This is a genomic window from Psychrobacter sp. 28M-43 (assembly GCF_014770435.1).
Classification (GTDB): Bacteria; Pseudomonadota; Gammaproteobacteria; order Pseudomonadales; family Moraxellaceae; genus Psychrobacter.
Map to the genome: position 1 here is coordinate 1,440,666 of NZ_CP061739.1, position 26,622 is coordinate 1,467,287.

The window sequence follows — 26,622 nt, forward strand, 5'->3', positions numbered from 1 at the left end:
TATGGACAATTTATTCATTTGAGCCAGTTCATGTATCAATGTATGCTATTGTTTTATCAGGGGCATGGAGTACGCTGGTATCGCCCACCAGAGGTGCAGTCAAACGGAATTGACTGATTTATATAATTTAAATGGATTTTTAAGGTGGCGCTTATGTACGCAGTAATTGGGGCAGGTCCAATGGGGCTCGCTGCAGCCCGAAATTTGCAAAAACTCAATATTCCTTTTGTCGGCTTTGAGCTACATACAGATGTAGGGGGGCTATGGGATATCGACAATCCGCACAGTACCATGTATGAAAGTGCCCACTTGATTTCGTCTAAGCGTATGACGGAGTTCAAAGAGTTTCCTATGAGTGACTCAGTCGCGGCTTATCCTCATCATACCCAGCTCCGTCAATACTTCCGCGACTTTTCAGATACGTTCAATCTAAAATCACATTATGAATTCTCCACGCGCGTGGTCAGCATGGTACCTGAAGGGGACGGCTGGCGTCTGGTCAGCGAGTGCAATGGCCAGAAGCAATCGCGACTGTTTGATGGTGTGCTCATGGCAAATGGTACTTTGCACACCCCCAATTTACCAAGTTTGCCGGGTACGTTTGCAGGCACGTTGATGCATTCTTCCGAATATCGTAGCCCGTCAGTATTTAATGACAAACGTGTGTTAATCGTTGGCTGTGGTAACTCGGGCGCTGATATCGCTGTTGATGCGGTACATCATGCCAAGTCGGTAGATATCAGTCTGCGCCGCGGCTATTACTTTCTGCCCAAATTTATCAAGGGTCAGCCGATTGACACACTAGGCGGAAAACTAAAGTTACCGCGCCCAGTCAAGCAGCGTATGGATGCGGCGATGATTCGTATGGTCATCGGAAAACCTTCTGATTATGGACTGCCAAACCCAAACTATCGCATGTACGAATCACACCCTGTGGTCAATTCATTGGTACTACATCATTTGGGTCATGGCGATATTAAGGCGCGCCGTGATATTCGCCGCATCGATGGTCATACGGTGACTTTTAGTGATGGTGAAAGTCAGGATTATGATTTGATTTTAATGGCCACCGGATACTTGCTTGATTATCCATTTATTGACCGAAAGCAGCTCAATTGGCCTGCCAATCATGACGCGCCGCAGCTTTATATGAATGTCTTTCATCCTGAGCATGATAATCTATTTATGATGGGTATGGTTGAGGCCGCAGGGTTGGGCTGGGAAGGTCGAAATCAACAAGCGCGTCTCGTTGCACTATATATTCAGCAGCGTCAGCAAAATACAGCAGCTGTTAAACAGTTCAATAAAGTGAAACGTCAGCGAGCAGGCAAAACACTCGATGGGGGCTATGATTATATTAAGCTTGCGCGTATGGCATATTATGTGAATAAAGATGAATACTTAGAAACGCTGTCCAAGCATATTGCCGAGCTTGAAACAGAACAGCCTGTATTGGCATCAGAGGTATGATAGCGGCAGTGGCGTTTGAGCCACGGAGCTTAATTCTGCTCAATCTCATTTTGGCGCTAATGATGTTTGGCGTGTCATTGAGCTTACGTCTCGAAGATTTTAAGCGTATCGTTTTGTCTCCTATTGCGCCGATAGCAGGTCTGTTCGCTCAGTTCTTTCTACTGCCCCTAGCCACGTGTCTATTTACGTGGGCGTTGACTATTGATCCTGAGTTGGCCCTAGGAATGATTTTGGTCGCGTCTTGCCCAGGTGGTAGTTTTTCTAACATTATGACTTGGCTGGCACGCGGTAATGTCGCGGTGTCAGTCAGTATGACAGCGGTATCAAGTCTCGCTGCGGCTATATTAACGCCAGTCAATTTTGCCTTTTACGGTTGGCTTAACCCACACACACGTGAGTATCTGACAAAGATAACGATTGAGCCTAGTAGTATTCTGATACTGGTTCTATTAGTGTTAGCGTTACCTTTAGTGCTAGGGATGGTAACAGGGCGACGCTTACCTGATCTGGTCGTACGTATCCAAAAGCCATTACGTATTTTCTCGCTGCTTGTGCTGATGGCTTTTGTGGCAATCGCTTTTTCTAGCAATTTCGCGCTATTTTTAGAGCGTTTCCATAGCTTTTTTTGGTTGGTCGTTGGCCATAATTTCTTGGCGCTTTCGTTAGGTTATGGCATGGGGCTGATGCTTAAGTTGCCAGTCGCGGATCGGCGCGCGGTGACTTTAGAAGTAGGCATACAAAACTCAGGGCTAGGACTGGTTATTTTATTTACTTTTTTCCCAGAGGCAGGTGGCATGATGCTGATCACGGCGTTCTGGGGCGTATGGCATTTGGTGTCAGGACTGACACTTTCACAAGTTTGGGCACGGATACCCTATGAATAAAAGCGTAATGAATAAAAGCATAGTGAATAAACGTATATTAATCACTGGTGCCGCAGGTTACATCGGCCATCAATTGGGCAATCGTCTGGCTACTCATTATCATGTCGTCGGCACAGATATTCGCAAGCGCGATGATCTAGACTTTCCAATTCACATATTAGATGTGCGCGATGAGGGTTTGGCAACGTTACTAAAAGAAGAGGGCATCACCCATGTCGTGCATCTCGCTTCTATCTTACAAGCGTCAAAAGATCGTGCTCGTGACTATGATATCGATGTCAATGGCACGCGCAACGTAATTGATTGCTGCATCAAAGCAGGTGTCGCACATATAACGCTCACCAGCTCGGGTGCTGCCTACGGTTATCACGCTGACAACCCTGAATGGATTGATGAGCAAGATGCCCTACGTGGTAATCCTGAGTTTGCTTACTCGGATCACAAAAGACAAGTCGAGGAAATGCTTGCAGATTTTCGCGAGCAGTATCCGCAACTACAGCAGCTGATCTTTCGACCTGGCACCGTACTAGGCGCTGATACGCGCAATCAAATTACCAGTCTGTTTGTGGCACCGCGTGTGCTTGCGCTCAAAGACAGTGAGTCGCCTTTTGTGTTTATTTGGGATCAAGACGTGATCAGCGCGATGGAAATGGGGATTCGAGAGGATAAATCTGGCATCTACAACATGGCAGGCGATGGCGCATTGACGATGAGGGATATCGCAAACCGACTTAATAAACCGCTACTGACCCTGCCAGTGGGTTTGGTTAAAGCTGTCTTACAGGTGGCAAAGTGGAGTGGTAAGCCAACAGGGCCAGAGCAGGTTAATTTTTTGCGTTATCGCCCAGTACTGAGTAACAGGCGACTCAAAGAAGAGTTTGGTTATTGTTTAGAAAAAACGTCTGCCGAAACCTTCGAGTACTTCATCGAATGTAATGGATTGCGTAAACCTTGATAGGGAGATAATCATCGATGCCATCAATATCATCAATAAATGTTACTTTAATCACTGGTGCTGCATCAGGACTTGGTTGGGCGATGGCACGGTACTGGTATGCCGCTGGGCATCACTTAGTACTCGCTGATATAGATGAGCAAGCGCTGATCGCCCGCGCTCGTGAGTTAGAGGACTCTGCTAGAGTCATGACAGTCGTCACTAATATTACTCAGATTGATGATATTGCTGCGCTTATTGAGCAAGTTAGCGAGCGCCTTGGCCGTCTTGATCTATTGGTGAATAATGCTGGGATTACCCATCGATCACCAGCACATCAGACTGATCCTGCGGTGTTTCGCAAAGTCATGGCGGTAGACTGGCAGGGGGCAGTGGAGCTGACCATGGCTGCGTTACCGATGCTACGAGAATCTAAAGGTCAAATTATCTGTATTGGCTCAATGGCTGGTTGGATGCCAGTTCCTGGACGGGCAGCGTATTGTGCGGCAAAAGGGGCGCTGACCCAGTTCTTTGAAGTACTGCGCTTGGAGCTAGAGTCTGAGGGGATACATATTCTTATGGTCTATCCTAGCTTTCTCGATACACCTATCGAGAACCATGCGCTCGGCCGTGATGGCAGTATCGCAAAGCATCCACGCTCAATGGTCGGTAATATGCGTAGTGCTGAGTGGATGGCCGAACAGATCGATCAAGGTTTGCAGCGGCGCAAACGTTGGATATTGCCGGACCCTATCTCGCGCTTTGGTAGTTTACTATGGCGTATTGCACCAGCTTTGTACTTGCGTCAGGTGCGTAAACGTTTTGGAAATGAGTTACGGTAGACTACGTTAAGTGAGAACCTAGAAGAGAGGCTAGTAGTTCATGCAAATTATCGATAGTGCTATGCTAAAAATACTATGCTGAAGAGCGCTATATTAAAAAACACTATGTTAAAAGTCTCTATGTTAAGAGGTACATTATTAGAGAACACTATGCTAGAAACAATAATCTAGCATAGCGCTTTAACTCGTAGCGTTTTAACTTTATGAACTAGTTCAATATTACCTAGCTCAGTATTACCTTTATTGGTACTAATGATTTCTGATTGGTTTGCCAAGCTCTATGGTCTCTTTAGTCTCGATGACAGTAGGATTTTTCGCTTCTTGACGCTTATCCCACCAAGCAAAGATATTGGCCAATATAGAGCCAGAAACAGAATGCCAAATACAAGCAACGGCGGCAGCGATGGCGGACTCTGCATTTCCAGGGAAAAACTTAGTGCTTAAGCCCGTGGCCAACCCTGCATTTTGTACGCCAACCTCAATAGATATGGTGCGTTTTTTGGGTTTACTCATACCAAATAAGGCCCCTGAGTAGTAGCCCAATATATAGCCGACGATATTGTGTACCGCAATGGCCAAGATAACGACTAGCCCTGACTGCAAGAACTGATCGCCAAATACAGCGGCAACGCCACCGACGATAGCGGCGAAAGCTAATACAGCCACACCTGGCATCACCGCACGTACATCATTAAACCAGTGTTTGTTTTGAAATAGTATGTTTAACATAGAGCCGATAGCGACTGGCAACAATGTCACTAATAGCATAAAGCGGAACATACCCCAGCCATCCATCTCTACAGATTGACCAACCAAATAATTGAGCCAAAGTGGTGTCACTAACGGTGCAATGATGGTCGATACGGTGGTCATACCTACCGAAAACGCCACATCACCTTTGGCAAGGTAGCTCATAATGTTTGAAGACACACCGCCAGGACAAGTCCCAACCAATACTAGACCCAGTGTCAACCCAGGCGATAAGTCAAACAATCTAGCCACGCTAATCGCTAAAATCGGCATAATGGTATATTGGATAATTGAACCGATAAAAATATCAAGCGGGCGCTGGGCCAACACTTTATAGTCTTCTTTACCTAGTGTCATACCCATTGCGAGCATAATGATACCTAGAACGATGACTTGGGTATCACCTGTCACCCAAGAAAAAGTCGCAGGCTCTATAAATGTCACTGCAGCTGCTAAAATAATAACCAATGCCGTAAATCGACTTAACTGCTGACTTATCATCCTCAAAAACTGCATTTCTCAAATCCTTCTAAGTCCGGAAAATAGTCAAGTATAAGTTCAAAATCACTGTATTTCCAATGGGTTTGGGCAGTTTTTAGCCAACAATAAGTTGCTATTATGACAACTTTAACTATGATTATATTTTTGAAATTTTTATCTAACAGTCAAATGAGGTACTAGGTGTTGCAAACTCCATCAAATTTAAATCGATTCAAACACCTAGGTCTTGCGTTATCGATATTTTATTTGCTTTATAATTTGACGACTGTTTATAGCGTATCTTTGTACACACTCTACCCATCGCAAATTCATAATCTAGCCACGCCATTTGATAGCATGATTCCTTTCATTCCCGCTATGATTGTTCCTTATAGCTGGTCGTTGGTTTTATTTGTTATTAGCTTCTTTTTAGTACGTACGTCTATACAGTTATCTTTACTGTCCTATCGTCTAATTTTGGCGACCGTTTTTGCCTGTTTAATTTTCTATTTTTATCCCGCTCGTTTCTCATTCAGTCGGCCAATACCTAATGATTGGACGCAATTTGGCTATCAGTTTTTACAGTTGGTGGACAAACCATTCAATCAGCTGCCATCATTGCATATCAGCTATGCCATCTTGCTTGGCGTATCCTTATGGGGTGTCTTCGAGTCTAAAAAGAGATGGATTTCAGCGGCTTATCGATTGTTGCTGACTAGCATATGTACATTGGTTGCCCTGTCGACAGTGTTGACGTATCAACATCATTTGTTAGATATGTTCGGCGGAGCAGTATTGGCAGTGTTGGTGTTTATACTCTCAAATCGAATCCGAAATGCACTGGTAATCAAGCATCTGACACTGGGAGTAATAGGATTCTTATTGATAGCGATAGCAGGGTTTTACTTTGCTAATATGAGCATGATAGCGTCTGAAATTGTAGAAGATTTAGCCATTATTATTGCTTCATATTGGTTGATCAGTTTTACGATGTTGGCTTGTGCCTATCAACAGGACAAGCCAATACGGGATACACGCTGGTTTCAAAAATCCAGTAACGGTCGACTCACGGTATATACTTGGATTAAGTTTGCGCCAATCATTATTATTTATAATGGCATGTCGTTTTTTGGACAGTGGTATTTTAAAGTTTTCTCGAAAGGCCAAAAATATCTATCCACGCCATATGCTATTAATGACAAGGTCAATGTTGTCGCTTCAGCTAGATTAATGCAGACGGATCTAAGTAGTCATTTAACGTATTGGTTGTTTGGCTACGATTTACTAGAACGGTCGATTATGCCAGAAAAACTACCGTACTCAGTTCACTATCAGATTATTGTTGTTGATTTAGCTGCTGAGATATCTAGCCACACCCATAATCTTGAAATAGCCGCTAACGGCATTATGAATACGCCTGTCCATTATTTATATTTACCTTTGTTGGATTTGCAGCCATTAAATGACGTATTGCTTGAAGACTATATTGATCTATTTCAACAAATTGAAGCGTTGATACAATCGGCAGAGACACAAGCGATAACCGCTAATAATGAGAGTTGGGTAGAGGGTAGTCAGGTAAAGGGTAGCCTCATCACACTTATCAATTTCCATTGCGTGATGGGTCTGTCGCGTAGCATCGGTGTACAGGTTCTATATTTATTATATTGTGGTACGCTAACTGTCTATAACTATCAATCGTGGATTGAGCAGCATTATCCGCACGCGCACCTGAAAGATGCTTATTTGCCAAAGTCATTAGTAGAAACTATGGCCAATTATAAGTCTGTCACCTATTAAACAGCGCCTTAATAACTATCGATGTCAGTAGGTTTGCGTCTGCTAATTTTTCTTTTTACCTATTGCTTAATTCCTATTCAACTATGGAGGAATCTATGAACACCTCGTTGCCTCGCTTGTACTCTTTTCGTCGCTGTCCCTATGCAATGCGCGCTCGTCTCGGTCTAATATTCGCCGATTTACCAGTAGAGCTACGAGAAATCACGCTAAAGAATAAGCCAGAGCAGATGCTAGCGATTAGTCCAAAAGGCACGGTTCCTGTACTACAGCTTTCAGATGGATCCGTCATTGAAGAGAGTGCAGAGATCATGATGTGGGCGCTTGAGCAAAACGATCCTCAGGAACTGCTCAATGAAGAGGTCTCATCTGAGGCTAATGCACTGATAGCACAAAACGACAATGAGTTTAAGCAGTGGCTCGATCGCTACAAATATGCCGATCGTCACCCTGAGATGACTCAAATAGAATATCGACAAAAAGGTGAAATTTTTCTGCAGGATTTAGAAGCGTTATTGACTAAGAATACGTATCTACTAGGCAATAGCGTGACGGTTGCTGATATCGGTATCATGCCGTTTGTTCGCCAGTTTGCCCATGTAGATCGTGATGTCTTTTATGAATTGCATTATCCCAAGCTACAGCTGTGGCTACAACATTGGTTGGAACACCCGTTATTTGTACAAGCCATGACTAAGTTTCAGCCATGGCAGGAAGGCGATGAGGTAGTGGTGTTCCCTGCTTAATATAGCGGGTTCTATATAAGCTGTATAGAGTATCGGTCTTGCTTGGTCTATCTTGATTTTACAACGACCACTTTTTGTGCTGGATGTTTATCTTTAACGACGATTACTTTTTTGGCTTTAGGTTTTGCTTTCGCTACGATAACTTGCTTGGCCTTAGGTTTTGCTTTAACCACGACAACTTGTTTCGCTTTGGGCTTTGCTTTAACGACGACAGCTTGTTTTGTCTGATGTTTGTCTTTGACCACGACAACTTGTTGGGCAGCATTTGCTGGACCGATCATAGCAAAACAAGTAGATACAGCCAATAGTGAGCTGATAGCGATTTTTTTCATGTTGAAGTTTTTCATAGTAAGGTCCTTTTAGGCTAATTATAAGTAAGCGTGCTTATTGAATGGTTAAAGGTATCTGAATTGAACGTCGTTCTATTGAATAAGTAGATAATAGCGAGTTATAGCGTTACGTACTTTTATGAAAGTTAAAGAAAGGTGACTTTTTCTAGCAGATACTGAACCATTAATACAATCTTAAGAGCTTTTTGCTAAGGGTCGGCAGACTAGCAACACTCTAGCTATGATACTTACTCAACTTCATCTGAAGTCGTAGCTATGTAGCTATAAAATGAGAGGAATAGTAGTTTTTGCGTGGACTTAAAAGGGTCTAAACGACTAAAAGTGATGAGACATAAAAAGGGGCGACTTAAGATAAGTCGCCCCTTTTTTAGTAGGTATATTAGATGCACTAGTGATTAAGAAAGTTTAGTCGTTTCTCAATGAACCAGACTGTTATCAATTCAATATTCATCAAGATCATTGGCTAAGGTAAACAGCACTCCCCATTTTATAGCGGCTTTCACGATTTACTCTACCAAATGATTAGTAAATGAGTAGTGTCGTTTAAACCTTACAAGCCGCACTCGCTTCTTTGGCTTTTTCATAGACAGCTTGAGGGTCTAGACCTAATGCTGCGACATCGTTTAGGTATTTTTTAGTACCCGCTTCTAATGGGCCTTTCCACTGTGGGTCATTTAATGGATCAGGAATGTCTATCATAGTGTCGCCTTTTGCCTTGGCTTCAGCCATGAATTTTGCGTCCTCTGCATCAAAGACTTTACCTGCCATCGCAGCCATGGCTTTGCCAGAATTATCATCAATGACCTTTTTGAGATCGTCAGGCAGGCTCTCGTACTTATCTTTATTCATGGTGACCATGATGGCAGAGCTATAAAAAGGAATGTTGGTATGAGTATTGGTCAGCTCAATCAGTCTAAAAGAACCTGTCGCATCCCACGGTAGACTTAATCCATCCAAAACACCACGTTGAAGAGACGTATAGATATCAGTGGCAGGTAGACCTACTGGTGTACCGCCTGCAGATTCAATAATATCTCCAGCAATCGCTGATGGGCGACGCATACGCAGCCCTTTTAGGTCATCTGGTGTACGGATGGCTTTATCAATAGTATGCATCCCACCAGGGCCCGTACCCATCATAAATAGCAGGTGAGTGTCTTCGTATTCACTCGATATCACCCCATCATCATATAGAGTCTGTAGCATACAGTTCATCTGAGTCGCTGAGTTAGAAAGGCCTGGCAGTTCTGCCACTTGGGTCAAGGGAAAGCGGCCATTGGTATAGCCTTGTAGCTGAGAGCCTATATCGACGGTGCCTTTGGCAGTTGCATCGTAAGTAGCATCAGGTTTGCTAAGAGTTGCTGAAGGATATATTTCAACTTTAATACGGCCTTCAGATTCCTCTTCGACTTTTTTGGCCCAAGGCTCAAAGATTTCCGAATGAGTGGCTGCCGTTGCTGGCCAAAAATGTGAAAAACGTAACGTGGTGACTTCTTCAGTACTCGCCGTTGCGGCTTCGTTCGACTGCGAGCAGCCAGTCAATCCAATCATAGCGGCTAGCGTCAAACTGAGGGGCAGTATCTTTCGCATCATAAAATCCTTTTTCGATGTTTTGTTCTAAATAAGAACTCTTGTTCGTATAGTGAATTAAAAATACCTTGTTTTTACTTTTCTGTCAATCTGCTTTATTGCTTGTAGAACCCAATTCCTGAAGTGATATCCTCAATAGCTTGTAATATGGTTTGACATTGTCTTTGCGCTGCACCGCAGTAGGTCAAAGGCGATAAAACTGTTTTAAGCTCATCATGATTGCTCAAACCTATAGATTGCTCTGATAGCAAAGCCAAAAAGGTAGTTGTAAACCCTTGATGCTGATTGTGGGCTTGTTGGCTCGCTTGATTAATCAACGGATAGATTTTGTCTTTGTCTGCCTCAAAATGTTTTTCTAGGCCTTTGATTAAATAGGCATCGCTATTTAAATCAAGGTTGGCCGCCATACGCTCAGGATAGACTTGCAGTCCTTGCAATAGTGTCTTCAAATACGATACAGCACCTGCCATCAAAGCTGTGCCCTCAGTCAAAGGAACCCAGCTAGCATGCCACTGTCCTAATGCGCGCTCAAAAGGCTGGGCTGTGCTATTGCTAATCACACTCATATGTCCATGCATTCGCAATGTGGCGGTTTTAATCAAAGCGCATAGTACAGGGTTGCGCTTGTGCGGCATCGATGAGGAGCCGCCCATTCCCTCGATGGACGGTTCAGCAACTTCACCCAGCTCAGATTGAGACATCAGAGCAATGTCCTCGACGATATTTTCTATTGCCCCAGCACAGGCATCTAATGTAGAAGCAATGGCATAAATAGGTTGCCTGTTGGTGTGCCAAGGAAGTAGAGGAGTTGATAAACCCAGCGACTCCGCTACCTGCTGCGGCAGATTATGATGTTCGTTTTCTTCATTACTTACACCAACAGGACCGCCCCATTGTAAGTAAAATCCTGACTGCTCTAATTGTGCTAATTTAGGTATGATGGTTATCAATGAAGATGCCCATTGGGATACTTTGGTGCCAAAGGTGATAGGTAGCGCCTGTTGCATTAGCGTTCTACCTGCCATAGGCGTTGTACGATATTTTTGAATTAGTACCTCGCAAGCTCTTAGCACCTCAATCAAATCTTGATAAATGCGTTTAAATGACGGTTTGAGCATCATCATCATCGAGGTATCAATCACATCCTGACTGGTCAGTGTTTGATGAAAGAACGGTTTTATATCGGCTGGGAGTAAAGACTTTGCTTGTGCCACAAAAGGAATAGCCGCGTTACCGCCCAGATATGTTTGTTTTCCAATAGCGTCAATATCAAACAATTCTAAGGCTAACGCTTGCCGGGATTGTTGAAAGATGTTTTTTGGGATAAGCTGATTTTTTTCTCGAACTTCTAGCACGGTTAACTCAAAATCTAACATGGCTTGAACGAAAGCCCGATCAGAAAACGAATTGGCAACGTCAGAATGTACAAAAGGCTGATTGATTAATCGATTGATTTTCATTTAGAATCCCTAACTTTGGTAAGTATAAATAATATATCTATGAAACAAGACAAGAAAATACCCTTCGACAGTCCAGATTTTGTGGCTTCGCTTGCAGGCGGTCTGAGCGTGCTGCGTGCTTTTGATGACAATCATTCTACTATGACGTTGAGCGAAGTGGCTGAATGTACTGATATGGACAGAGCAAAGGCACGGCGTTATCTGTTGACGCTGCACGCTTTAGGGTATGTTCACAAAGACAAGCGTCAATTTAAGCTATCTCCCAAAACATTGAGTATTGGATCTAGTTATTTAAGTAGTGCGCATCATCACGATATTGTGCAGTTCTACCTGGAGCGAGTGACCGAGCAAACGGGCGAGTCTTGTTCATTTGCCGTACTGGATGACGATGAAGTAGTGTATATCGCCAGATCTGCTGCCAAGCATCGTCTACTATCGATTACATTATCCATCGGTACCAGATTGCCTGTCGCTTATACCTCTATGGGCCGTGCTATTTTGGCAAATCTACCCAAAGATGAGCGCGAAGAGTACGTTAATAAAATTGAGCTGGCTGCACATACCCCTTTTAGTATCACGGATCGTAAACAGTTTAAAAAAATGCTAAGCGATGCTCATGACGACCAATATGTGGTTGTCGATCAAGAGCTAGACACAGGTCTGCGATCATTAGCGTTACCTGTTTATAAGTCGAATAATGAATTAATCGGTGCAATTAACATCAGCACAAATGCAATGCGTGTATCGAAAGAAGTGCTCATCGAAGAGTTTTTGCCCATATTGCGTGATTGCGCTGAAAAAATCCAAACTTATTATATTTAACACTATACGGCTCTATCGTATTTTATAAACCTAAAAAACTATTGTAGTCATAATAAGGTTGCCGACACTTTTACATAGAGTGTTGGCAACCTTTTTTATTTTATGGCTTTTATTTTCCTATCTTAATATTCATGCCAGTGGCTCTATGTTTTGCACAGCAGGCTCAGATATTGAAGCTTAAATATCGCAACAAGACAAACCATTGACATCGGGATAAAAAAGGTATAATTTAATTCACTATACGAACAATAATTCTAATTAAGAACAAATACAGTATATCATTAAATAATCTAGGAGCAAGATATGACAGCAGTCTATATTTGTCATCCAAAAAGATCAGCAGTAGGTCGGTATGGCGGCGCATTGGCTGATATTCGTCCTGATGATCTATTAGCACAAGTAATAAAGGCAGTGCTTGATGATGCACCTGACTTTGATCATAGTGCGATAGAAGACAGTTTTATGGGATGTGCCAACCAAAGCGGTGAAGACAATCGTAACGTTGCGCGTATGAGCGGCTTGTTATCAGGGTTATCAGAAAAGGTACCGGCAACAACCATCAATCGACTATGTGGCTCAGGCCTTGATGCAGTAGGAACGGCGTTTCGGGCGATAGTTAGTGGTGAGATGGAACTGGCACTCGCTGGCGGTGTTGAATCAATGACCCGTGCCCCATTTGTGATGGGTAAGCCTGAAGGTGCTTATGATCGTCGTCAAACGCTGCAAGACACGACCATGGGTTGGCGTTTTATTAATAAAAAACTGGACGCTATGTATGGTACAGAGGCGATGCCGCGTACCGCAGAAAACCTAGCAGAAAAATATAATATCTCTCGTGAAGACCAAGACTCTTTTGCAGTGTGGTCACAGCAAAAGGCGGCTCAAGCACAAAATGATGGACGTCTAGCGACTGAAATTACTCCTATCACAATTGAGAGACGTAAGAAAGAAGCGCTAATCGTTGATACAGACGAGCATCCACGTCCGAATACTGATATGACTGCTCTAGAAAAGCTGCGTCCTATATATGAAGGAGGGACGATTACTGCTGGTAATGCTTCTGGTATCAATGACGGCGCTGCTGCGATGTTAATCGCTAGTGAAGCGGCCGTAAAAAAATATGGTCTAACACCCATGGCAAAGATCGAAGGGATGGCAACCGCTGGCGTGCCACCAACTATTATGGGTATTGGTCCGGTACCAGCTACTCAAAAACTATTAAAGCGTCTTAATCTTAGTTTAGCTGATATTGATATCATCGAGCTCAACGAAGCTTTTTCTGCCCAAGCATTGGCATGTTCTAGAGAACTAGGATTAGAAGATCGAGATCCAAGACTCAACCCTAAAGGTGGCTCCATTGCTTTAGGTCATCCACTTGGCGCTTCTGGTGCACGGATTTTGATTTCAGCCATTCATGAGTTACAACGTACCAAAAAAGACCGTGCACTTTGTACGATGTGTATTGGTGTTGGACAAGGTATTGCTTTAGTAGTTTCAAGAGCAGGAGAACAATAATGGCATTTTTGACAACAGACACGCACCTCATTGCTTACCAAGATAGTGGTGAAACCTACTTGCCAGCATTGTTTATGGCGCATCCGTTAGGCATGAGCCGTAACGTATGGGACAAAGTATGTGATGAGCTACATGGTCATTATCGCTGCATACGTTGGGACTTGCCGGGCCATGGCAGCAGTGGCGCTGCCTGTACAGATTTGACGATAGAGCAGCTGGCTTATGATGTACTCAGCTTAGCAAATGCTTTAGATATTGAAAGCTTTAGTTTCATTGGTACTTCTATTGGCGGCATGATCGGACAAAGCCTGTGCCAAATTTCGCCAGAATCTTTAGAGCAGGTTTGGCTCACCAATACAGGTGCTGTGATTGGGTCAGCTGAAGCGTGGGCTGAACGCGCTGCCAACGTTCGCAGTTTGGGCTTGGTTCAAATGGCTGAAGGGATTGTCCCGCGTTGGTTTGCGCCTGCGTATATTAAACAAAACCCTGATGCACTGCTTGGCTGGCAAGTACAGTTATCACGCAACGATGACGAGAGCTATGCCAAGCTTTGTGAAGCCATTGCACACGTTGATAACCGTGAGCGCTTAGCAAGTTATACGGGCAAGGTTGCCTTGCTGGCAGGTGCAGAAGATGTCTCTACGCCGCCTGCGACGCTCGCGGCACTGCAAGAAGCTTTTACCGATGCTGAATTAACCGTATTTGACGGGTTGGCGCATGTGCCAGCAGTTGAAATGCCCAAACAGCTAGCCAAATACATACAAAACAACCCTATGCGTGACTCTATAGGGCAGAGGGGCATTGGTTATGAGCAAGGTCTTACACAACGTAAGCGAATCCTTGGTGAAGACCATGTTACCAAAGCCTCCAAAAATGCCACAACATTAGATGGACCTTTTCAGCAATTCATCACACGTAATGCTTGGGGAGAGCTATGGGGAGATCCTAGCTTGACCGTACAACAACGAAGCATGATTACCACTGCCATATTGGCTGCCCTTGGACGTGATGGTGAGTTGGGCTTGCATTTACGTACCGCACATCGTCTAGGTATCAATGAAGATCAGCTACGTCAGGTGCTGATGCATGTATCGATTTATGCTGGCGTACCAGCGGCCAATCATGCGTTTTCTTTAGCCAAAGATAATGGATGGGGTAATCCCATTAGTTAAGGCAGCAATGAGTCAGCACAGCAGTTAATTAGCACAGCAGCTAGTTAGCACCCGATATTGATAAAGTTTGCTTTATAAAAATGGAGAGCAATGTAATGAGCCATAAGTATCCCTCTTTTCTATCACGTGATCGCACTTGGCAGCCAGAACCCTACACGCCGGGTTACAAAACCTCGGTGGCACGTTCACCGCGTCAAGCGTTGATTAGTCTCCAAAGAGCGAGCGATTCAGAGCGTAGTGGTCCTGTATTTGATGGTTTAGAAATCGGTCAGTATGACAATGACTTATTGATGAATTTTCGAGCAGAAGGTGAGCAAGCAGGTCTACCTATTGGCGAACGTATCCTCATGCATGGTCAGGTAATCGATCAGTTCGGTAAGCCTGTGCCTAATACGTTGGTTGAGATGTGGCAAGCAAACGCTGGTGGTAAATACCGTCATAAAAAAGATGGCTATCTGGCGCCACTAGATCCTAACTTTGGTGGTGTTGGGCGATGTATCACTGATGCTGAAGGTCGCTATCGTTTCCGTACAGTGCGTCCAGGGCCTTATCCATGGCCGAATGGGGTCAACACTTGGCGACCTGCGCACATTCATGTATCTGTCATGGGTCCTTCAATCTCTACACGTCTGATTACCCAAATGTATTTTGAAGGAGACCCGCTTATTCCACTGTGCCCAATTGTACAAGTGCTAAAAGATCCAGAGGCTGTTGAAACGATGATTGCACGCTTAGATATGACTAGAAGCAAGCCAATGGACTGTTTGGCCTATCGTTTTGACATCGTGGTACGCGGTGCATTACAAACCTATTTTGAGGAGTAAATCATGTACAGCCAATACAAATTACAAGACGACAGTGGTCTGTTGCGTGAAACGGCCTCCCAAACGTCAGGTCCTTTTGTACATATCGGTTTGGCATTAGAAATCGCTGGTTTTGAGTCACGATCTGATGAGATTTGGCAAGATTTGGCCAAAGAGGGTGCTGAAGGTGAGCACATAGAATTGGTCGGTCATGTATACGACGGTAATGGCGAAGCGGTACATGATGCATTGATCGAGATATGGCAAGCAGACAGCCACGGTAACTATATTAGTAATTTTGATAACAAAGAACCGTTTAGCGGATTTGGACGTAGTGCTTGTGCTTTAGATGGGGATTTTCATTTCCATACCGTCAAACCTGGACAAGTAGATTTTTATGGTAAGCCCATGGCGCCACACGTCAATATCGCCATTTTTGCACGTGGTATTAATTTACATCTGCAAACCCGTGCCTATTTCGATGATGAGCAAGAAGCCAATGAGCAGTGTCCAATATTGAACAGTGTGCCTTCAGCAGAACGTCGAAAAACATTGATAGCCAAAAAAGAACAAGGCGATGGCAAACCTCGCTACCGATTTGACATTTACTTACAAGGTGATGAAGAGACTGTCTTTTTTGATTTTTAAATGAATACTTTTACGGATAGCTAATGGCTTTCGTAAAGAAGCGGTTGATAGAAATGTAGTGCAAATAGGAATTTATCAAGTAATGAGAGGGATTTCATGAATTATAAAACTCAGGTGGCCATCATTGGTGCTGGCCCATCAGGCTTATTGCTCGGTCAACTACTGACCAAAGCGGGTATCGACAACATTATTTTAGAGCGTCAAACAGGAGAGTATGTCCTAGGACGTATCCGTGCAGGCGTTTTGGAGCAGGGCACTGTGAATCTGATTCGCGAGTCGGGCGCTGGTGAGCGAATGGACAAAGAAGGACTGGTTCACACTGGTACTGACTTTAGTTTTCAAGGTGAGCACTATCATATAGACCTAGAAAAATATAGTGGCGGCAAACATGTCGTGGTATATGGTCAAACAGAAGTCACTCGAGATTTGATGGAAGCGCGTGAAAAAGTAGGCGGTGTCACTGTCTATCAGGCAGAGAACGTTGAGCTACACGATATTGAGTCAGACAAGCCGTACGTCACTTATCAGCATAACGGTGAGTCGTTCCATCTAGACTGTGACTACATAGCTGGATGTGATGGTTTCCATGGTGTCTCGCGTAAGTCTATTCCATCTAATAAGTTAGAAGAATATGAGAAAGTCTATCCGTTTGGTTGGTTAGGGTTGATGAGTGACACGCCACCAGTCAATGAAGAGCTGGTCTACTGTGCTCATGAGCGTGGCTTTGCATTGTGCTCGATGCGTTCTCCAACCAGAAGCCGCTATTACATCCAAGTGCCTGATACAGACAAGATCGAAAACTGGAATGAAGAAAAGTTTTGGGCGGAGTTAAAACGCCGTATTCCACCAGAAATGGCCGAACGATTAGTGACTGGGCCTGCTATAGAAATGAGCATTGCACCGCTACGCTCTTATGTCTGTGAAACGATGCAATATGGCAAAGTATTCTTATTGGGAGATGCAGCACATATTGTTCCGCCAACTGGCGCTAAGGGATTGAACCTAGCCGCTAGCGATGTAGAAACAGCGTTTCGTTTGTTTGTGAAAATATATGAGGAAGAACGTACAGATTTGATCCCTCGCTATCAAGAAATCTGCTTGGCACGCGCTTGGAAAGCCGTACGCTTTTCATGGTGGATGACCATGCTATTACACCGTTTTCAGAGTGCGGGTCGTTTCGATTTTCGGGTACAGCAAGCTGAGTTTGATTACTTTATTCATTCAGATGCTGGAAAAGCAACGATTGCTGAAAACTATGTGGGCTTACCATTTGAAGCATTAGAGTAAATAGTTGAGTTTCAATTATTTAGACCTAGCTACTCAACTTTTTATATAGGATGATTCCATGTTAAATAAAGTGACAGAATCTGCCATCGACGCCATGAATCATATCAATGATGGGGCAACCATCTTGATAGGTGGGTTTGGCTTGGCAGGTCAGCCAGCAGAGCTGATTGATGCATTGATTGAGCGTAATGCTAAAGATTTAACAATCGTAAGTAATAATGCAGGCAATGGCGAGACAGGATTGGCACTTTTGCTAAAGTCAGGCTGTGTACGCAAAATCATTTGTTCGTTTCCACGTCAGCATGACTCGTATATCTTTGATGATCTTTATCGTTCAGGCAAGATTGAACTTGAAGTGGTGCCACAAGGCACGTTGGCTGCTCGTATGCAAGCTGGCGGTAGTGGTCTTGGCGCGATTTATACACCGACCGCTTATGGTACGTTGCTGGCTGAAGGCAAGGAGACACGGACTATCGATGGCGTAAACTACGTATTGGAATATCCAATCAAAGCAGATTTTGCCCTTATCAAAGCTTTTAAAGGCGATCGTTGGGGCAACCTAACTTATCGTAAAGCTGCTCGTAACTTTGGTCCAATTATGGCGGCAGCATCGAAACATACTATCGCTCAAGTGAGTGAAGTCGTTGAATTGGGCGCGTTGGATCCTGAACACATCATTACACCAGGTATCTTTGTGCATGAAGTTGTCTGTATTGAAGGAGACAAATAATGAGTAATTATACTCCGCGTTCAGTTGATGAGATTGCCAAGCGCGTTGCTCAAGACATTGAAGAAGGCATGTATGTCAATTTGGGTATTGGACAGCCTACCAAAGTCGCTGATTTCCTACCAAAAGATAAAGACATTTTTTTACATAGTGAAAATGGTGTTTTGGGTATGGGGCCAGCCCCTGAAGAAGCCGATAGAGATGGTGACCTGATCAATGCTGGCAAACAATATATCACTCTACTCAAAGGCGGTAGTTACTTTCACCATGGTGATTCCTTTGCCATGATTCGTGGTGGACATATCGATCTATGTGTTCTTGGTGCATTTGAAGTGGCTAAAAATGGCGATATTGCCAACTGGTTTTTGGGTCGTCCAAAAGACATTCCAGCCGTTGGCGGAGCGATGGATTTGGCCGTTGGTGCCAAAAAAGTTTACGTCATTATGGATCACGTTAGCAAAAATGGTGAGCCCAAAATCGTTGAAAGTCTAAACCTGCCTATTACTGGCGAAAAATGCGTCAATCGAATTTATACAGATCTAGCGGTGATTGATATCACTGAGCGAGGGTTAGTGGTGCGTGACATGGTTGATGGATTGACCTTTGATGAATTGCAATCAAAAACAGGCGCCACATTGCAACAGCCATAACCTAAAGAACAACCCGTAACACGCTATTATCAGTACAGCGCTTAACCATCAAGAAGGGATTTCATGATGAAAAAAATATTATCTCTAGCAATCATCAAGGGTATTTTGCCCATTATAAATGATGATACTAATGATATTGCATCAGCCTTGAATAACAAGGTAGGTGCTATATGACATTTTTAGTCAAGCTCAGTGTCCTAATCTCTAGATTATGCCAGTTTATCGGTGGGGTGAGTCTCATCATCATCGTCCTAACCACCATGCTCGACGTCGTCGCACGCTACGTATTCAAACTCACCGGCGGTGAGTTTGGCTTTACCGTCAAAGGCAGTGTAGAGATCGTCTCCTACTTTATGCTATTTGCATTACTCGCTGCCTTTGCCGCGTTTGTCGAACGCTCACAAATCATCGTCGACGTCTTCACCCAGAAAATGCCCCAGTCTATCAAAGGCTACCTTATGGGTATCTTTATGATGGGCTTCTTTGTCATCGGCATCGTCTTCTCATGGGGACTCTACGAGAGCGCCATTGATGCCTTAGAGTATGGCAAAGTCACCCAAGACCTTCGAATATCTATGATGCCTATCTATATGGTTAGTGCATTTTTAAGCATCCTACTGGCCATTCGCTCATTGATCGAATCTATCAACATCTTTAAGACAGGCGAATTCTTTGACGCCGAGGAGACAGGCGCATGAGTCCAGAAATTATCGGTGCGATTGGCCTAGTTGTCATGATCCTGCTTGTCGTCTTACGAGTACCCGTTGCACTTGCCATGTTAGGGGTAGGCTTAGTCGGTTTTGGTGCGGTTACCGCGCCTAGTGGTGCTCTGCAAATGCTCAAAGACATCCCAGTCGATGTCTTAGCAAAGTATGACTTTAGTGCCATTCCCTTATTTATTCTCATGGGCGTGTTTGCGACTCACTCCGGCATGGCAGGTAAACTGTTTGAAGCTACCCGAACCATATTTGGCGGTGTAAGGGGGAGTCTTGGTATTGCCGGTATTGGTTCATCCGGTATCTTTGCCTCTATCTCAGGCTCATCACTTGCCACTGCGTCTACCATGACTAAGGTGGCGCTACCGCAAATGGAGAAGTACGGCTATCAGCCAGGCTTTGCCTGCGGCATCTTAGCTGCTGGTGGTACGCTTGGTATCATGATTCCGCCCAGTATTGCCTTACTGGTCTATGCCATCTTAACCCAGCAGTCAGTAGGTGACATGTTCATCGCTGGGTTCCTACCGGGTATGCTCGGTATGGTGATGTACTCACTCACGGTCATGGTGATGGTACGCTGGAAACCGCACTTGGCAAAACGTGGTGAGAAAACGTCTTGGAAAGCCAAGCTACTGTCACTGACTGGTCTGATACCATTCAGCTTTATCTTTATCGTGATTATTGCCGGTATCTTCTTTGGTCTATTTACCCCAACAGAAGGCGCTGCAGTAGGGGCGTTTGTCTCTTGGGCTTATGCCTTTGCTAAAGGCATGCGTTTAGATGGTCTCAAGCAATCATTGATTGAGACGCTAGCACTCTCTGCAGTGGTGTTCTTTATGCTATTGGGTGCAGAGGCATTGGGATATTTTATCTCAGTCTCACGTTTGTCTTATACTTTGGCATCTTGGATCGGTGGATTGGCCGTCAGTCCAATGATTGTCCTAATCTGTATTCTATTCATGTACTTCCTATTAGGACTGTTCATGGATGCGTTAGCGATGCTGGTAATCACCATACCTGTGGTATATCCAATCATTCTAGCGTTAGGGTTTGATCCAGTATGGTTTGGTATCATTGCGGTATTGACGGTGGAGCTTGGTTTGATTACGCCGCCGATGGGGATGAATATCTTTGTGATTAAGGCGATGGCACCGCACATTAAGCTGAGTGATATGTTCCGCGGGGTGGCACCATTCATTGTCTCTGATGTGATTCGTTTGGTTATTTTGGTGATGTTCCCTGCCATCTCACTTGTGCTGCTCGGGTAGGCTAAATTTAAACCATAGCTTTCACGTATAGAGTTATTGTATGAAGCCATATTGCTTACGCAGCAGTGTGGCTTTTTTATAGAGAGAAGCATTTAAAAAAAAGCACTTTTCGTAGAAAAGCGACAGCATCATATGCGCTGAATGTATACCAGTATGTTCGTACTCGATTGAGTATGTTCTGATCAGAGAAGTTGTGTAATTCATACAATATATTGTCAACTAAATTTATAATATATATCTTTTTTATATTGTGAGGTATGAAGTCTATAGTTTTATTTCGAATCCATACTTAATATTAATTGTACGTAAAGCCAGTTAAATCGGTATTTATGGCTAATTTATAAATATATACGCAAAGGTTTTCCTTATATATTTATGACAAATTATCCAGAAACGTCTTTACATATTATAAAGTTTGTTGATAATATAATCTAAGAATTGATATCAAGGTATTGATAAATAATTTTATAAATTATCAAGTGGCTTATTTTTTAATTTACCTATCTTCCAATAGATATCATTACTTTAGATCACGCTTACTTATACCGCCTAAGGAAAGTACAACAACAAACAATGGAGCACGTTATGTCAGATTACGAAAACCGCTGGACAACTGTCAAAGTAGAAGTAACAGACAGTATCGCTTGGGTGACTTTCAATCGTCCAGAACAACGCAATTGCATGAGCCCAACACTCAATCGAGAAATGATAGAGGTGTTAGAGACATTAGAACAAGATGCAAATGCAGGAGTCGTTGTCCTTACTGGTGAGGGAAGTGCATGGACAGCAGGAATGGATCTAAAAGAGTATTTTCGTGAAACGGACGGTCAACCTGAAATTGTCCAAGAAAAAACCCGCCGCGATGCTTGTAGATGGCAATGGCAGCTCCTGCGTATGTACAATAAACCAACTATCGCGATGGTCAACGGCTGGTGTTTCGGTGGTGGGTTTTCACCACTAGTGGCTTGTGATCTTGCCTATTGTGCTGATGAAGCGACTTTTGGATTATCAGAGATTAATTGGGGTATACCGCCTGGCAATCTGGTAAGTAAAGCCATGGCTGATACCGTCGGGCATCGTGAGTCTTTGTATTACATTATGACTGGTGAACCATTCAAAGGTAAAAAAGCGGAACAGATGGGCTTGGTCAATAAGAGCGTGCCACTTGATGAGCTGAAAGCTGAGGTAGAAAAGGTCGCAAAAGTACTCTTGGAGAAAAACCCAGTGGTACTACGCTATGCAAAAAATGGTTTCAAACGTTGCCGAGAGTTGACTTGGGATCAAAATGAAGATTACCTCTATGCCAAACTTGATCAATGTCTCATGAGAGATCCAGAAAATGGACGTGCCGAAGGTATGCGTCAATTTCTTGATGAGAAAAGCATCAAACCAGGCTTGCAAACCTATAAGCGGTAAATGATCTACAGTGATAGCTTTATAAAACAAACTATAAAAACGATGATAATGCTCTGTTGTAAAGCCCTTCTAGGAAAGGGCTTTCAATATTTTACTAAATCAAAAACGCATGAAGATTTTAAACAGCCTCTACTTTTATCTGGAAAAGGAACTCCAATATGCATCAAGTCCAAATGATTATTAACGGCAAATCGTGCCCCGCAACCAATAACAGTACCTTTGACCATATTGGTCCAACCACTGGTGAAGTGGTCACCAAAGCCGCTGCTGGAACGGCAGATGATGCAAATAAAGCGATTGAAGCTGCTGCCGCCGCTTTTCCAATTTGGTCAGCACTACCGCCGAGTGAAAAAAGAATACGTCTACTAAAAGCTGCCGACTTACTTGCCTCAAGAGCAGACAAGTTTATCGAGATTGGTATGACTGAAATGGGCTCAAGTGGTGCATGGTATGGCTTTAATGTACAGGTAGCGGCCAATATGCTACGCGACGCGGCAGGGATGGTCACTCAGATTCAAGGTGATATTATTCCAAGCGATGCAGAAGGCCGTATGGCGATGGCTTGGCGCGTGCCTTGCGGAGTAGTGGTAGGCATGGCACCGTGGAATGCTCCTATCATATTGGCGACGCGAGCGCTTGCCATGCCGTTGGCTTGTGGCAACACAGTGGTACTCAAAGCCTCTGAAAATTGTCCTGCCACTCATGAGCTATTGATCCAAACCCTGAACGATGCAGGATTGGGCGAAGGTGTCGTCAATCTGGTGACGCATAGCAGCGAAGATGCACCCAGTGTAGTAACGGCGCTAATCGCACACCCAGCTGTCAAACGTATCAACTTTACAGGCTCTACGCATGTCGGAAAAATCATTGCCAAACAATGTGCCGAATACTTGAAGCCTGTCATTCTAGAGTTGGGAGGAAAGGCACCTGTTATTGTCTGTGAAGACGCGGATCTCGAAGAAGCGGCCAATGCAATCGCTTTTGGTGCTTTTTTCAATCAAGGTCAAATCTGTATGAGTACAGAGCGAGTTCTGGTCAATGAGAAAGTTGCGGACAAACTGATTGAGTATCTTAAATCAAAGATTGATGGTTTTGTCACTGGTTTGCCAACGGATCAAGTACATATTGCTCACGTGATAAGTCAGCAAGCCGCTGATCGTATAAAAGCTTTGGTGAAAGACGCAGAAAACAAAGGGGCTAAGGCCATTACTGATTATGCTTTTAATGGTACAGCTGTTAGCCCGATTCTGTTAGAGCATATCTCTCCTGAGATGCAGATTTATACAGAAGAGTCCTTTGGTCCTGTCTGTACTTTAGAACGAGTCGCAGATGATGATGAAGCGATTCTAAAAGCCAATGCCTCAGAGTTTGGACTGTCTGCTGCTATCTTTAGCCAAGATATTGGACGAGCGATGAATCTTGCCAAACGTATCGAAAGCGGCATATGCCACATCAATTCTGCCACTGTAGACGATGAGGCACCTATGCCATTTGGCGGTGTCAAATCTAGTGGTTATGGTCGTTTTGGTAGCAAAGCCTCTATCAGTGAGTTTACTGAACTTCGCTGGGTCACTATGCGTAGTACTCCAAAACACTATCCAATCTGATGTAAGGAACATCGAGGAAGGAAAAAGGAAGGAAGCAATTAGAAATAAAGGAATATTTTATGACCCAATTTACCTACCATAATTACCCAGAACGAGCGGTTGCTATTGGTGGACACGATGTCTTAGTCCGTCACAGCAATGACCAAAAAAATGATGCCATTTATATCACTGCAGTTGAAAAAATACAGGATTATCCAGAGCGCTTGTTCGATAAGTTATATGAGTATGCAGAAAAATATCCAAACAGGATGCTCATTGCGCAACGCGAGTTAGATGAAATAACGGGTAAGCGTAGTGATTGGATAAAATTGACCTATAGCGAGGTGTTGCACAAGGTTCGCAATATTGCCCAAGCATTATTGAAATACGATCTGTCGGCCGATCGCCCCTTGATGATATTGTCTGAAAACTCACTGGAAGTGTTTCTACTGATGTTCGGTGCCATGCTTGCAAATGCACCGTTTACATTAGTAGCACCTGCTTACTCATTGGTTGCAAACACACCTGATAAGCTAAAATATGTTATTGAAAAGCTCACACCAGCGCTCTTTTACGCAGGCGATGGCAACGGGTTTTTGCGTCAGCTTGAGGCGTGCGGTCAGTTGGACAAACCTATCATCACCTCGACAGGAAATATCGATGGTCAGTCATGTCTGCACTTTGATGATTTTCTTATGACGGCGGCCACTGACGAGGTCGAGCAAGGACATTATAAAATCACTGCCGATAGTATTGTGAAGTTTCTGTTTACTTCAGGATCCACAGGCGATCCTAAAGTGGTGCCTACGACTCATCGTATGCTCTGTAGTAATCAGCAAATGCTCAAACAAACGCTATGCTTGGATGAAAATAATCCGCCTGTATTAGTCGACTGGCTCAGTTGGCATCATACTTTTGGCGGCAGTCATAATCTAGGCGTAGCTCTATATAACGGCGGTACTTTTTATATTGATGATGGGCGTCCCGTGGCAGGTAAGTTTGACGAAACCATCCGAAACCTGAAAGAGATTTCTCCCAGTCAATATTTTAACGTGCCGATAGGGTGGGCGATGCTGGCCACAGCTCTGAAAAAAGACGATGTATTACGTGATAATTTCTTTAAACATACCAACTTGTTTTTTTTCGGTGGAGCAAGTCTATCGCAAGAGCTATGGCAAGAGCTTGGTGATATCAGCTACCAACACTGCGGTGAAAAAATTCGCATTATGGCAGGATTGGGCATGACTGAAACGTCACCGTCTTGCACCTTTACCACAGGGCCATCGAATGCAACGGCCAACTTTGTCGGTTTTCCTGCGCCTGGCGTAGAGGTCAAACTGGTTCGTATACAGGGCAAATTGGAGTTACGTATTAGAGGGCCACATGTTATGTCGGGTTACTGGCGACATAATGCTATCGACTCACAAGTTTCTGACAGTTTTGATGAAGAAGGTTTTTACTGTACAGGAGATGGCGTTAAACCATACGAGCCTGATAGTTACGATAAGGGTTTAGTATATGATGGACGCATTTCCGAAGATTTTAAACTGATGACAGGTACTTTTGTCAATGTCGGCGAGCTGCGTAACCGTATCGTATTACAAGGTGAGCTGATTGATGACGCGGTTTTGATCGGTGAAGGCAAGAGTGAAATAGGGGCTTTGATTTTCGTCAAAGAAAAAATAGCACGTGAGATGACAGGTCTGAGTGATACTCAACTGACCAGGGTGTTAGAACATGATGCTATACAAACCTATTTTAACGACTTTATCAACAAAATTAACGAGGGCTATGACGCGAGCTCAAAGCGTATCGCTCGTATCTATTTGATGGAAAATCCTGCGAGCATTATTGAAGGTGAAAAAACGGATAAAGGAACGCTCAATCAACGCAAACTGCGTAATAATCGAGTACAAGAAGCTACAGCACTATACGGTCATGAAGCAGACAAATTGAGGTTTGTAGCGAAATAGATTAAGATAATATCTTATAGCCCTACAATTATTAGTGCTGTCGAGTAAGGAAAACGCATTGAAAGACCTCCAATTAAATAAGCTCATCGACAATGCCACAACGGTCAGTTATAGCATAGGAAAGATAGATAAGCTTATCAGTCAACAGCTGAGCGAAGCACTGCTGGAGGTAGGCGTCAGCTTGCCTCAGTTCACCATGCTATCAAACCTACATTTACACGGAGAAATGGCGAACGCCAAGCTGGCTTCAAGATCTTTTATTAGTCCTCAGGCATCCAATCAAATTGTCAAAACCATGGAAGAGCGAGGGTGGATAAGTAAATCTGACGATCCCAATCATGGGCGTATCCTTCTGATTGCATTGACACCAGAAGGGCAAGAGGTTTACGAAAAATGCAAGATAAAATCCATGGGTTTTGAAAGCAAAATGTTAGCAGGGCTACCTGCCGAAAATGTTCTTATGCTAAAGGCTACTGTTCAACGGTTGATATCGAATTTGAAGTAACATCCGAGAGAGGTGGGGCATTATCCGTTTGAACAAGGGACTGCTAATTTTATAAAGCCGTTACTGCCATGCCAAGTAATGAAGCAAAAACACTAAGTAGTAAGGACAGTGTACTAAGGAAAGTAGCAAAGAAAAAATACGTCGTTATCTATATATTGACTGTATGTCTTGTTGAGTTTGATGATTGTCATAGCGAATGAGTGATTTTATATGCGAGTATAAAGGTCGCTT

24 protein-coding genes are annotated in these 26,622 nt (G+C 43.7%); 20 read left to right on the top strand and 4 right to left on the bottom strand.

The window, feature by feature from the left end; translation table 11 throughout:
- Positions 1–153 precede the first annotated feature (153 nt).
- The 4 genes from IEE84_RS06080 to IEE84_RS06095 are packed head-to-tail and all read left to right on the top strand — an operon-like array spanning position 154 to position 4,130.
- The gene (locus IEE84_RS06080) at positions 154–1,470 is read left to right on the top strand and encodes a flavin-containing monooxygenase (protein WP_191115234.1); all 1,317 of its coding nucleotides are present in this window, start codon (positions 154–156) and stop codon (positions 1,468–1,470) included.
- Positions 1,467–2,354, top strand: a complete 888-nt coding sequence (locus IEE84_RS06085) for a bile acid:sodium symporter family protein (protein WP_191115235.1) — start codon at positions 1,467–1,469, stop codon at positions 2,352–2,354. Before IEE84_RS06080 ends, IEE84_RS06085 begins: the two co-directional genes overlap by 4 nt.
- Positions 2,347–3,309, top strand: coding sequence for an SDR family oxidoreductase (locus tag IEE84_RS06090; protein WP_224737923.1), 963 nt, complete (start codon positions 2,347–2,349; stop codon positions 3,307–3,309). Before IEE84_RS06085 ends, IEE84_RS06090 begins: the two co-directional genes overlap by 8 nt.
- Before the next feature lie 17 nt (positions 3,310–3,326).
- Positions 3,327–4,130 carry an SDR family oxidoreductase gene (locus IEE84_RS06095; RefSeq protein ID WP_224737924.1) on the top strand — a complete coding sequence of 268 codons (804 nt, stop codon included), beginning with the start codon at positions 3,327–3,329 and terminating at the stop codon, positions 4,128–4,130.
- 249 nt (positions 4,131–4,379) lie between these two features.
- Here IEE84_RS06095 and IEE84_RS06100 read toward each other — a convergent pair whose 3' ends face one another.
- Complete coding sequence (locus tag IEE84_RS06100; protein ID WP_191115236.1) at positions 4,380–5,396, bottom strand: bile acid:sodium symporter family protein; 1,017 nt, start codon at positions 5,394–5,396, stop codon at positions 4,380–4,382.
- A gap of 267 nt (positions 5,397–5,663) precedes the next feature.
- Between IEE84_RS06100 and IEE84_RS06105 the strand changes: the two genes are divergently transcribed.
- Both IEE84_RS06105 and IEE84_RS06110 read left to right on the top strand, forming a co-directional pair.
- Positions 5,664–7,160 (top strand): phosphatase PAP2/dual specificity phosphatase family protein, encoded by a 1,497-nt coding sequence (locus IEE84_RS06105; protein ID WP_191115237.1) that lies wholly within the window; start codon positions 5,664–5,666, stop codon positions 7,158–7,160.
- Positions 7,161–7,255: 95 nt separating this feature from the next.
- Complete coding sequence (locus tag IEE84_RS06110) at positions 7,256–7,903, top strand: glutathione S-transferase (protein WP_191115238.1); 648 nt, start codon at positions 7,256–7,258, stop codon at positions 7,901–7,903.
- A 47-nt stretch (positions 7,904–7,950) separates the two neighbouring features.
- On the opposite strand, the gene IEE84_RS06115 is transcribed toward IEE84_RS06110, so the two are convergent.
- The 3 genes from IEE84_RS06115 to IEE84_RS06125 all read right to left on the bottom strand — a co-directional run bounded on the left by IEE84_RS06115 (position 7,951) and on the right by IEE84_RS06125 (position 11,303).
- Positions 7,951–8,250, bottom strand: a complete 300-nt coding sequence (locus tag IEE84_RS06115; protein ID WP_191115239.1) for a hypothetical protein — start codon at positions 8,248–8,250, stop codon at positions 7,951–7,953.
- Positions 8,251–8,796: 546 nt separating this feature from the next.
- On the bottom strand, positions 8,797–9,843 hold the full coding sequence (locus tag IEE84_RS06120) for a TRAP transporter substrate-binding protein (RefSeq protein ID WP_191115394.1): 1,047 nt from the start codon (positions 9,841–9,843) through the stop codon (positions 8,797–8,799).
- 95 nt (positions 9,844–9,938) lie between these two features.
- Entirely contained in the window at positions 9,939–11,303 is a 1,365-nt protein-coding gene (locus IEE84_RS06125) for a lyase family protein (RefSeq protein ID WP_191115240.1), read from the bottom strand.
- A gap of 39 nt (positions 11,304–11,342) precedes the next feature.
- Between IEE84_RS06125 and IEE84_RS06130 the strand changes: the two genes are divergently transcribed.
- The 14 genes from IEE84_RS06130 to IEE84_RS06195 all read left to right on the top strand — a co-directional run bounded on the left by IEE84_RS06130 (position 11,343) and on the right by IEE84_RS06195 (position 26,391).
- Complete coding sequence (locus IEE84_RS06130) at positions 11,343–12,125, top strand: IclR family transcriptional regulator domain-containing protein (RefSeq protein WP_191115241.1); 783 nt, start codon at positions 11,343–11,345, stop codon at positions 12,123–12,125.
- Positions 12,126–12,428: 303 nt separating this feature from the next.
- Positions 12,429–13,640, top strand: a complete 1,212-nt coding sequence (gene pcaF, locus IEE84_RS06135) for a 3-oxoadipyl-CoA thiolase (protein ID WP_191115242.1) — start codon at positions 12,429–12,431, stop codon at positions 13,638–13,640.
- Positions 13,640–14,812, top strand: a complete 1,173-nt coding sequence (locus IEE84_RS06140; protein WP_191115243.1) for an alpha/beta fold hydrolase — start codon at positions 13,640–13,642, stop codon at positions 14,810–14,812. Before pcaF ends, IEE84_RS06140 begins: the two co-directional genes overlap by 1 nt.
- A 95-nt stretch (positions 14,813–14,907) precedes the next feature.
- Complete coding sequence (gene pcaH / locus IEE84_RS06145) at positions 14,908–15,636, top strand: protocatechuate 3,4-dioxygenase subunit beta (RefSeq protein WP_191115244.1); 729 nt, start codon at positions 14,908–14,910, stop codon at positions 15,634–15,636.
- 3 nt (positions 15,637–15,639) lie between these two features.
- Complete coding sequence (pcaG, locus tag IEE84_RS06150) at positions 15,640–16,263, top strand: protocatechuate 3,4-dioxygenase subunit alpha (RefSeq protein ID WP_191115245.1); 624 nt, start codon at positions 15,640–15,642, stop codon at positions 16,261–16,263.
- A 96-nt stretch (positions 16,264–16,359) separates the two neighbouring features.
- Positions 16,360–17,550, top strand: a complete 1,191-nt coding sequence (gene pobA, locus IEE84_RS06155) for a 4-hydroxybenzoate 3-monooxygenase (protein WP_191115246.1) — start codon at positions 16,360–16,362, stop codon at positions 17,548–17,550.
- A 58-nt stretch (positions 17,551–17,608) separates the two neighbouring features.
- A complete protein-coding gene (locus IEE84_RS06160; RefSeq protein ID WP_191115247.1) occupies positions 17,609–18,280 on the top strand; it encodes a 3-oxoacid CoA-transferase subunit A in 672 nt (223 codons plus the stop codon).
- Entirely contained in the window at positions 18,280–18,927 is a 648-nt protein-coding gene (locus IEE84_RS06165) for a 3-oxoacid CoA-transferase subunit B (RefSeq protein ID WP_191115248.1), read from the top strand. The genes IEE84_RS06160 and IEE84_RS06165 overlap by 1 nt, the downstream gene beginning before the upstream one ends.
- Before the next feature lie 170 nt (positions 18,928–19,097).
- Positions 19,098–19,625, top strand: a complete 528-nt coding sequence (locus tag IEE84_RS06170) for a TRAP transporter small permease (protein WP_191115249.1) — start codon at positions 19,098–19,100, stop codon at positions 19,623–19,625.
- Complete coding sequence (locus IEE84_RS06175) at positions 19,622–20,911, top strand: TRAP transporter large permease (RefSeq protein WP_102093493.1); 1,290 nt, start codon at positions 19,622–19,624, stop codon at positions 20,909–20,911. The genes IEE84_RS06170 and IEE84_RS06175 overlap by 4 nt, the downstream gene beginning before the upstream one ends.
- A gap of 585 nt (positions 20,912–21,496) precedes the next feature.
- Positions 21,497–22,327 carry a p-hydroxycinnamoyl CoA hydratase/lyase gene (locus IEE84_RS06180; protein WP_416383476.1) on the top strand — a complete coding sequence of 277 codons (831 nt, stop codon included), beginning with the start codon at positions 21,497–21,499 and terminating at the stop codon, positions 22,325–22,327.
- A 158-nt stretch (positions 22,328–22,485) separates the two neighbouring features.
- Positions 22,486–23,934, top strand: coding sequence for an aldehyde dehydrogenase (locus IEE84_RS06185; protein ID WP_191115251.1), 1,449 nt, complete (start codon positions 22,486–22,488; stop codon positions 23,932–23,934).
- A gap of 59 nt (positions 23,935–23,993) precedes the next feature.
- Positions 23,994–25,886, top strand: coding sequence for a feruloyl-CoA synthase (locus IEE84_RS06190; protein ID WP_191115252.1), 1,893 nt, complete (start codon positions 23,994–23,996; stop codon positions 25,884–25,886).
- Positions 25,887–25,944: 58 nt separating this feature from the next.
- Positions 25,945–26,391, top strand: a complete 447-nt coding sequence (locus tag IEE84_RS06195) for a MarR family winged helix-turn-helix transcriptional regulator (RefSeq protein WP_191115253.1) — start codon at positions 25,945–25,947, stop codon at positions 26,389–26,391.
- Positions 26,392–26,622 lie beyond the last annotated feature (231 nt).

Coding starts and splice junctions, on each gene's coding strand:
- IEE84_RS06115 (WP_191115239.1), bottom strand. CDS start 8,250: ATGAAAAACTTCAACATGAAAAAAATCGCTATCAGCTCACTATTGGCT.
- IEE84_RS06110 (WP_191115238.1), top strand. CDS start 7,256: ATGAACACCTCGTTGCCTCGCTTGTACTCTTTTCGTCGCTGTCCCTAT.
- IEE84_RS06080 (WP_191115234.1), top strand. CDS start 154: ATGTACGCAGTAATTGGGGCAGGTCCAATGGGGCTCGCTGCAGCCCGA.
- IEE84_RS06120 (WP_191115394.1), bottom strand. CDS start 9,843: ATGCGAAAGATACTGCCCCTCAGTTTGACGCTAGCCGCTATGATTGGA.
- IEE84_RS06095 (WP_224737924.1), top strand. CDS start 3,327: ATGCCATCAATATCATCAATAAATGTTACTTTAATCACTGGTGCTGCA.
- IEE84_RS06190 (WP_191115252.1), top strand. CDS start 23,994: ATGACCCAATTTACCTACCATAATTACCCAGAACGAGCGGTTGCTATT.
- pcaF (WP_191115242.1), top strand. CDS start 12,429: ATGACAGCAGTCTATATTTGTCATCCAAAAAGATCAGCAGTAGGTCGG.
- IEE84_RS06130 (WP_191115241.1), top strand. CDS start 11,343: ATGAAACAAGACAAGAAAATACCCTTCGACAGTCCAGATTTTGTGGCT.
- IEE84_RS06160 (WP_191115247.1), top strand. CDS start 17,609: ATGTTAAATAAAGTGACAGAATCTGCCATCGACGCCATGAATCATATC.
- IEE84_RS06185 (WP_191115251.1), top strand. CDS start 22,486: ATGCATCAAGTCCAAATGATTATTAACGGCAAATCGTGCCCCGCAACC.
- IEE84_RS06140 (WP_191115243.1), top strand. CDS start 13,640: ATGGCATTTTTGACAACAGACACGCACCTCATTGCTTACCAAGATAGT.
- pcaH (WP_191115244.1), top strand. CDS start 14,908: ATGAGCCATAAGTATCCCTCTTTTCTATCACGTGATCGCACTTGGCAG.
- IEE84_RS06090 (WP_224737923.1), top strand. CDS start 2,347: ATGAATAAAAGCGTAATGAATAAAAGCATAGTGAATAAACGTATATTA.
- pcaG (WP_191115245.1), top strand. CDS start 15,640: ATGTACAGCCAATACAAATTACAAGACGACAGTGGTCTGTTGCGTGAA.
- IEE84_RS06175 (WP_102093493.1), top strand. CDS start 19,622: ATGAGTCCAGAAATTATCGGTGCGATTGGCCTAGTTGTCATGATCCTG.
- IEE84_RS06170 (WP_191115249.1), top strand. CDS start 19,098: ATGACATTTTTAGTCAAGCTCAGTGTCCTAATCTCTAGATTATGCCAG.
- IEE84_RS06165 (WP_191115248.1), top strand. CDS start 18,280: ATGAGTAATTATACTCCGCGTTCAGTTGATGAGATTGCCAAGCGCGTT.
- IEE84_RS06180 (WP_416383476.1), top strand. CDS start 21,497: ATGTCAGATTACGAAAACCGCTGGACAACTGTCAAAGTAGAAGTAACA.
- IEE84_RS06100 (WP_191115236.1), bottom strand. CDS start 5,396: ATGCAGTTTTTGAGGATGATAAGTCAGCAGTTAAGTCGATTTACGGCA.
- IEE84_RS06085 (WP_191115235.1), top strand. CDS start 1,467: ATGATAGCGGCAGTGGCGTTTGAGCCACGGAGCTTAATTCTGCTCAAT.
- pobA (WP_191115246.1), top strand. CDS start 16,360: ATGAATTATAAAACTCAGGTGGCCATCATTGGTGCTGGCCCATCAGGC.
- IEE84_RS06125 (WP_191115240.1), bottom strand. CDS start 11,303: ATGAAAATCAATCGATTAATCAATCAGCCTTTTGTACATTCTGACGTT.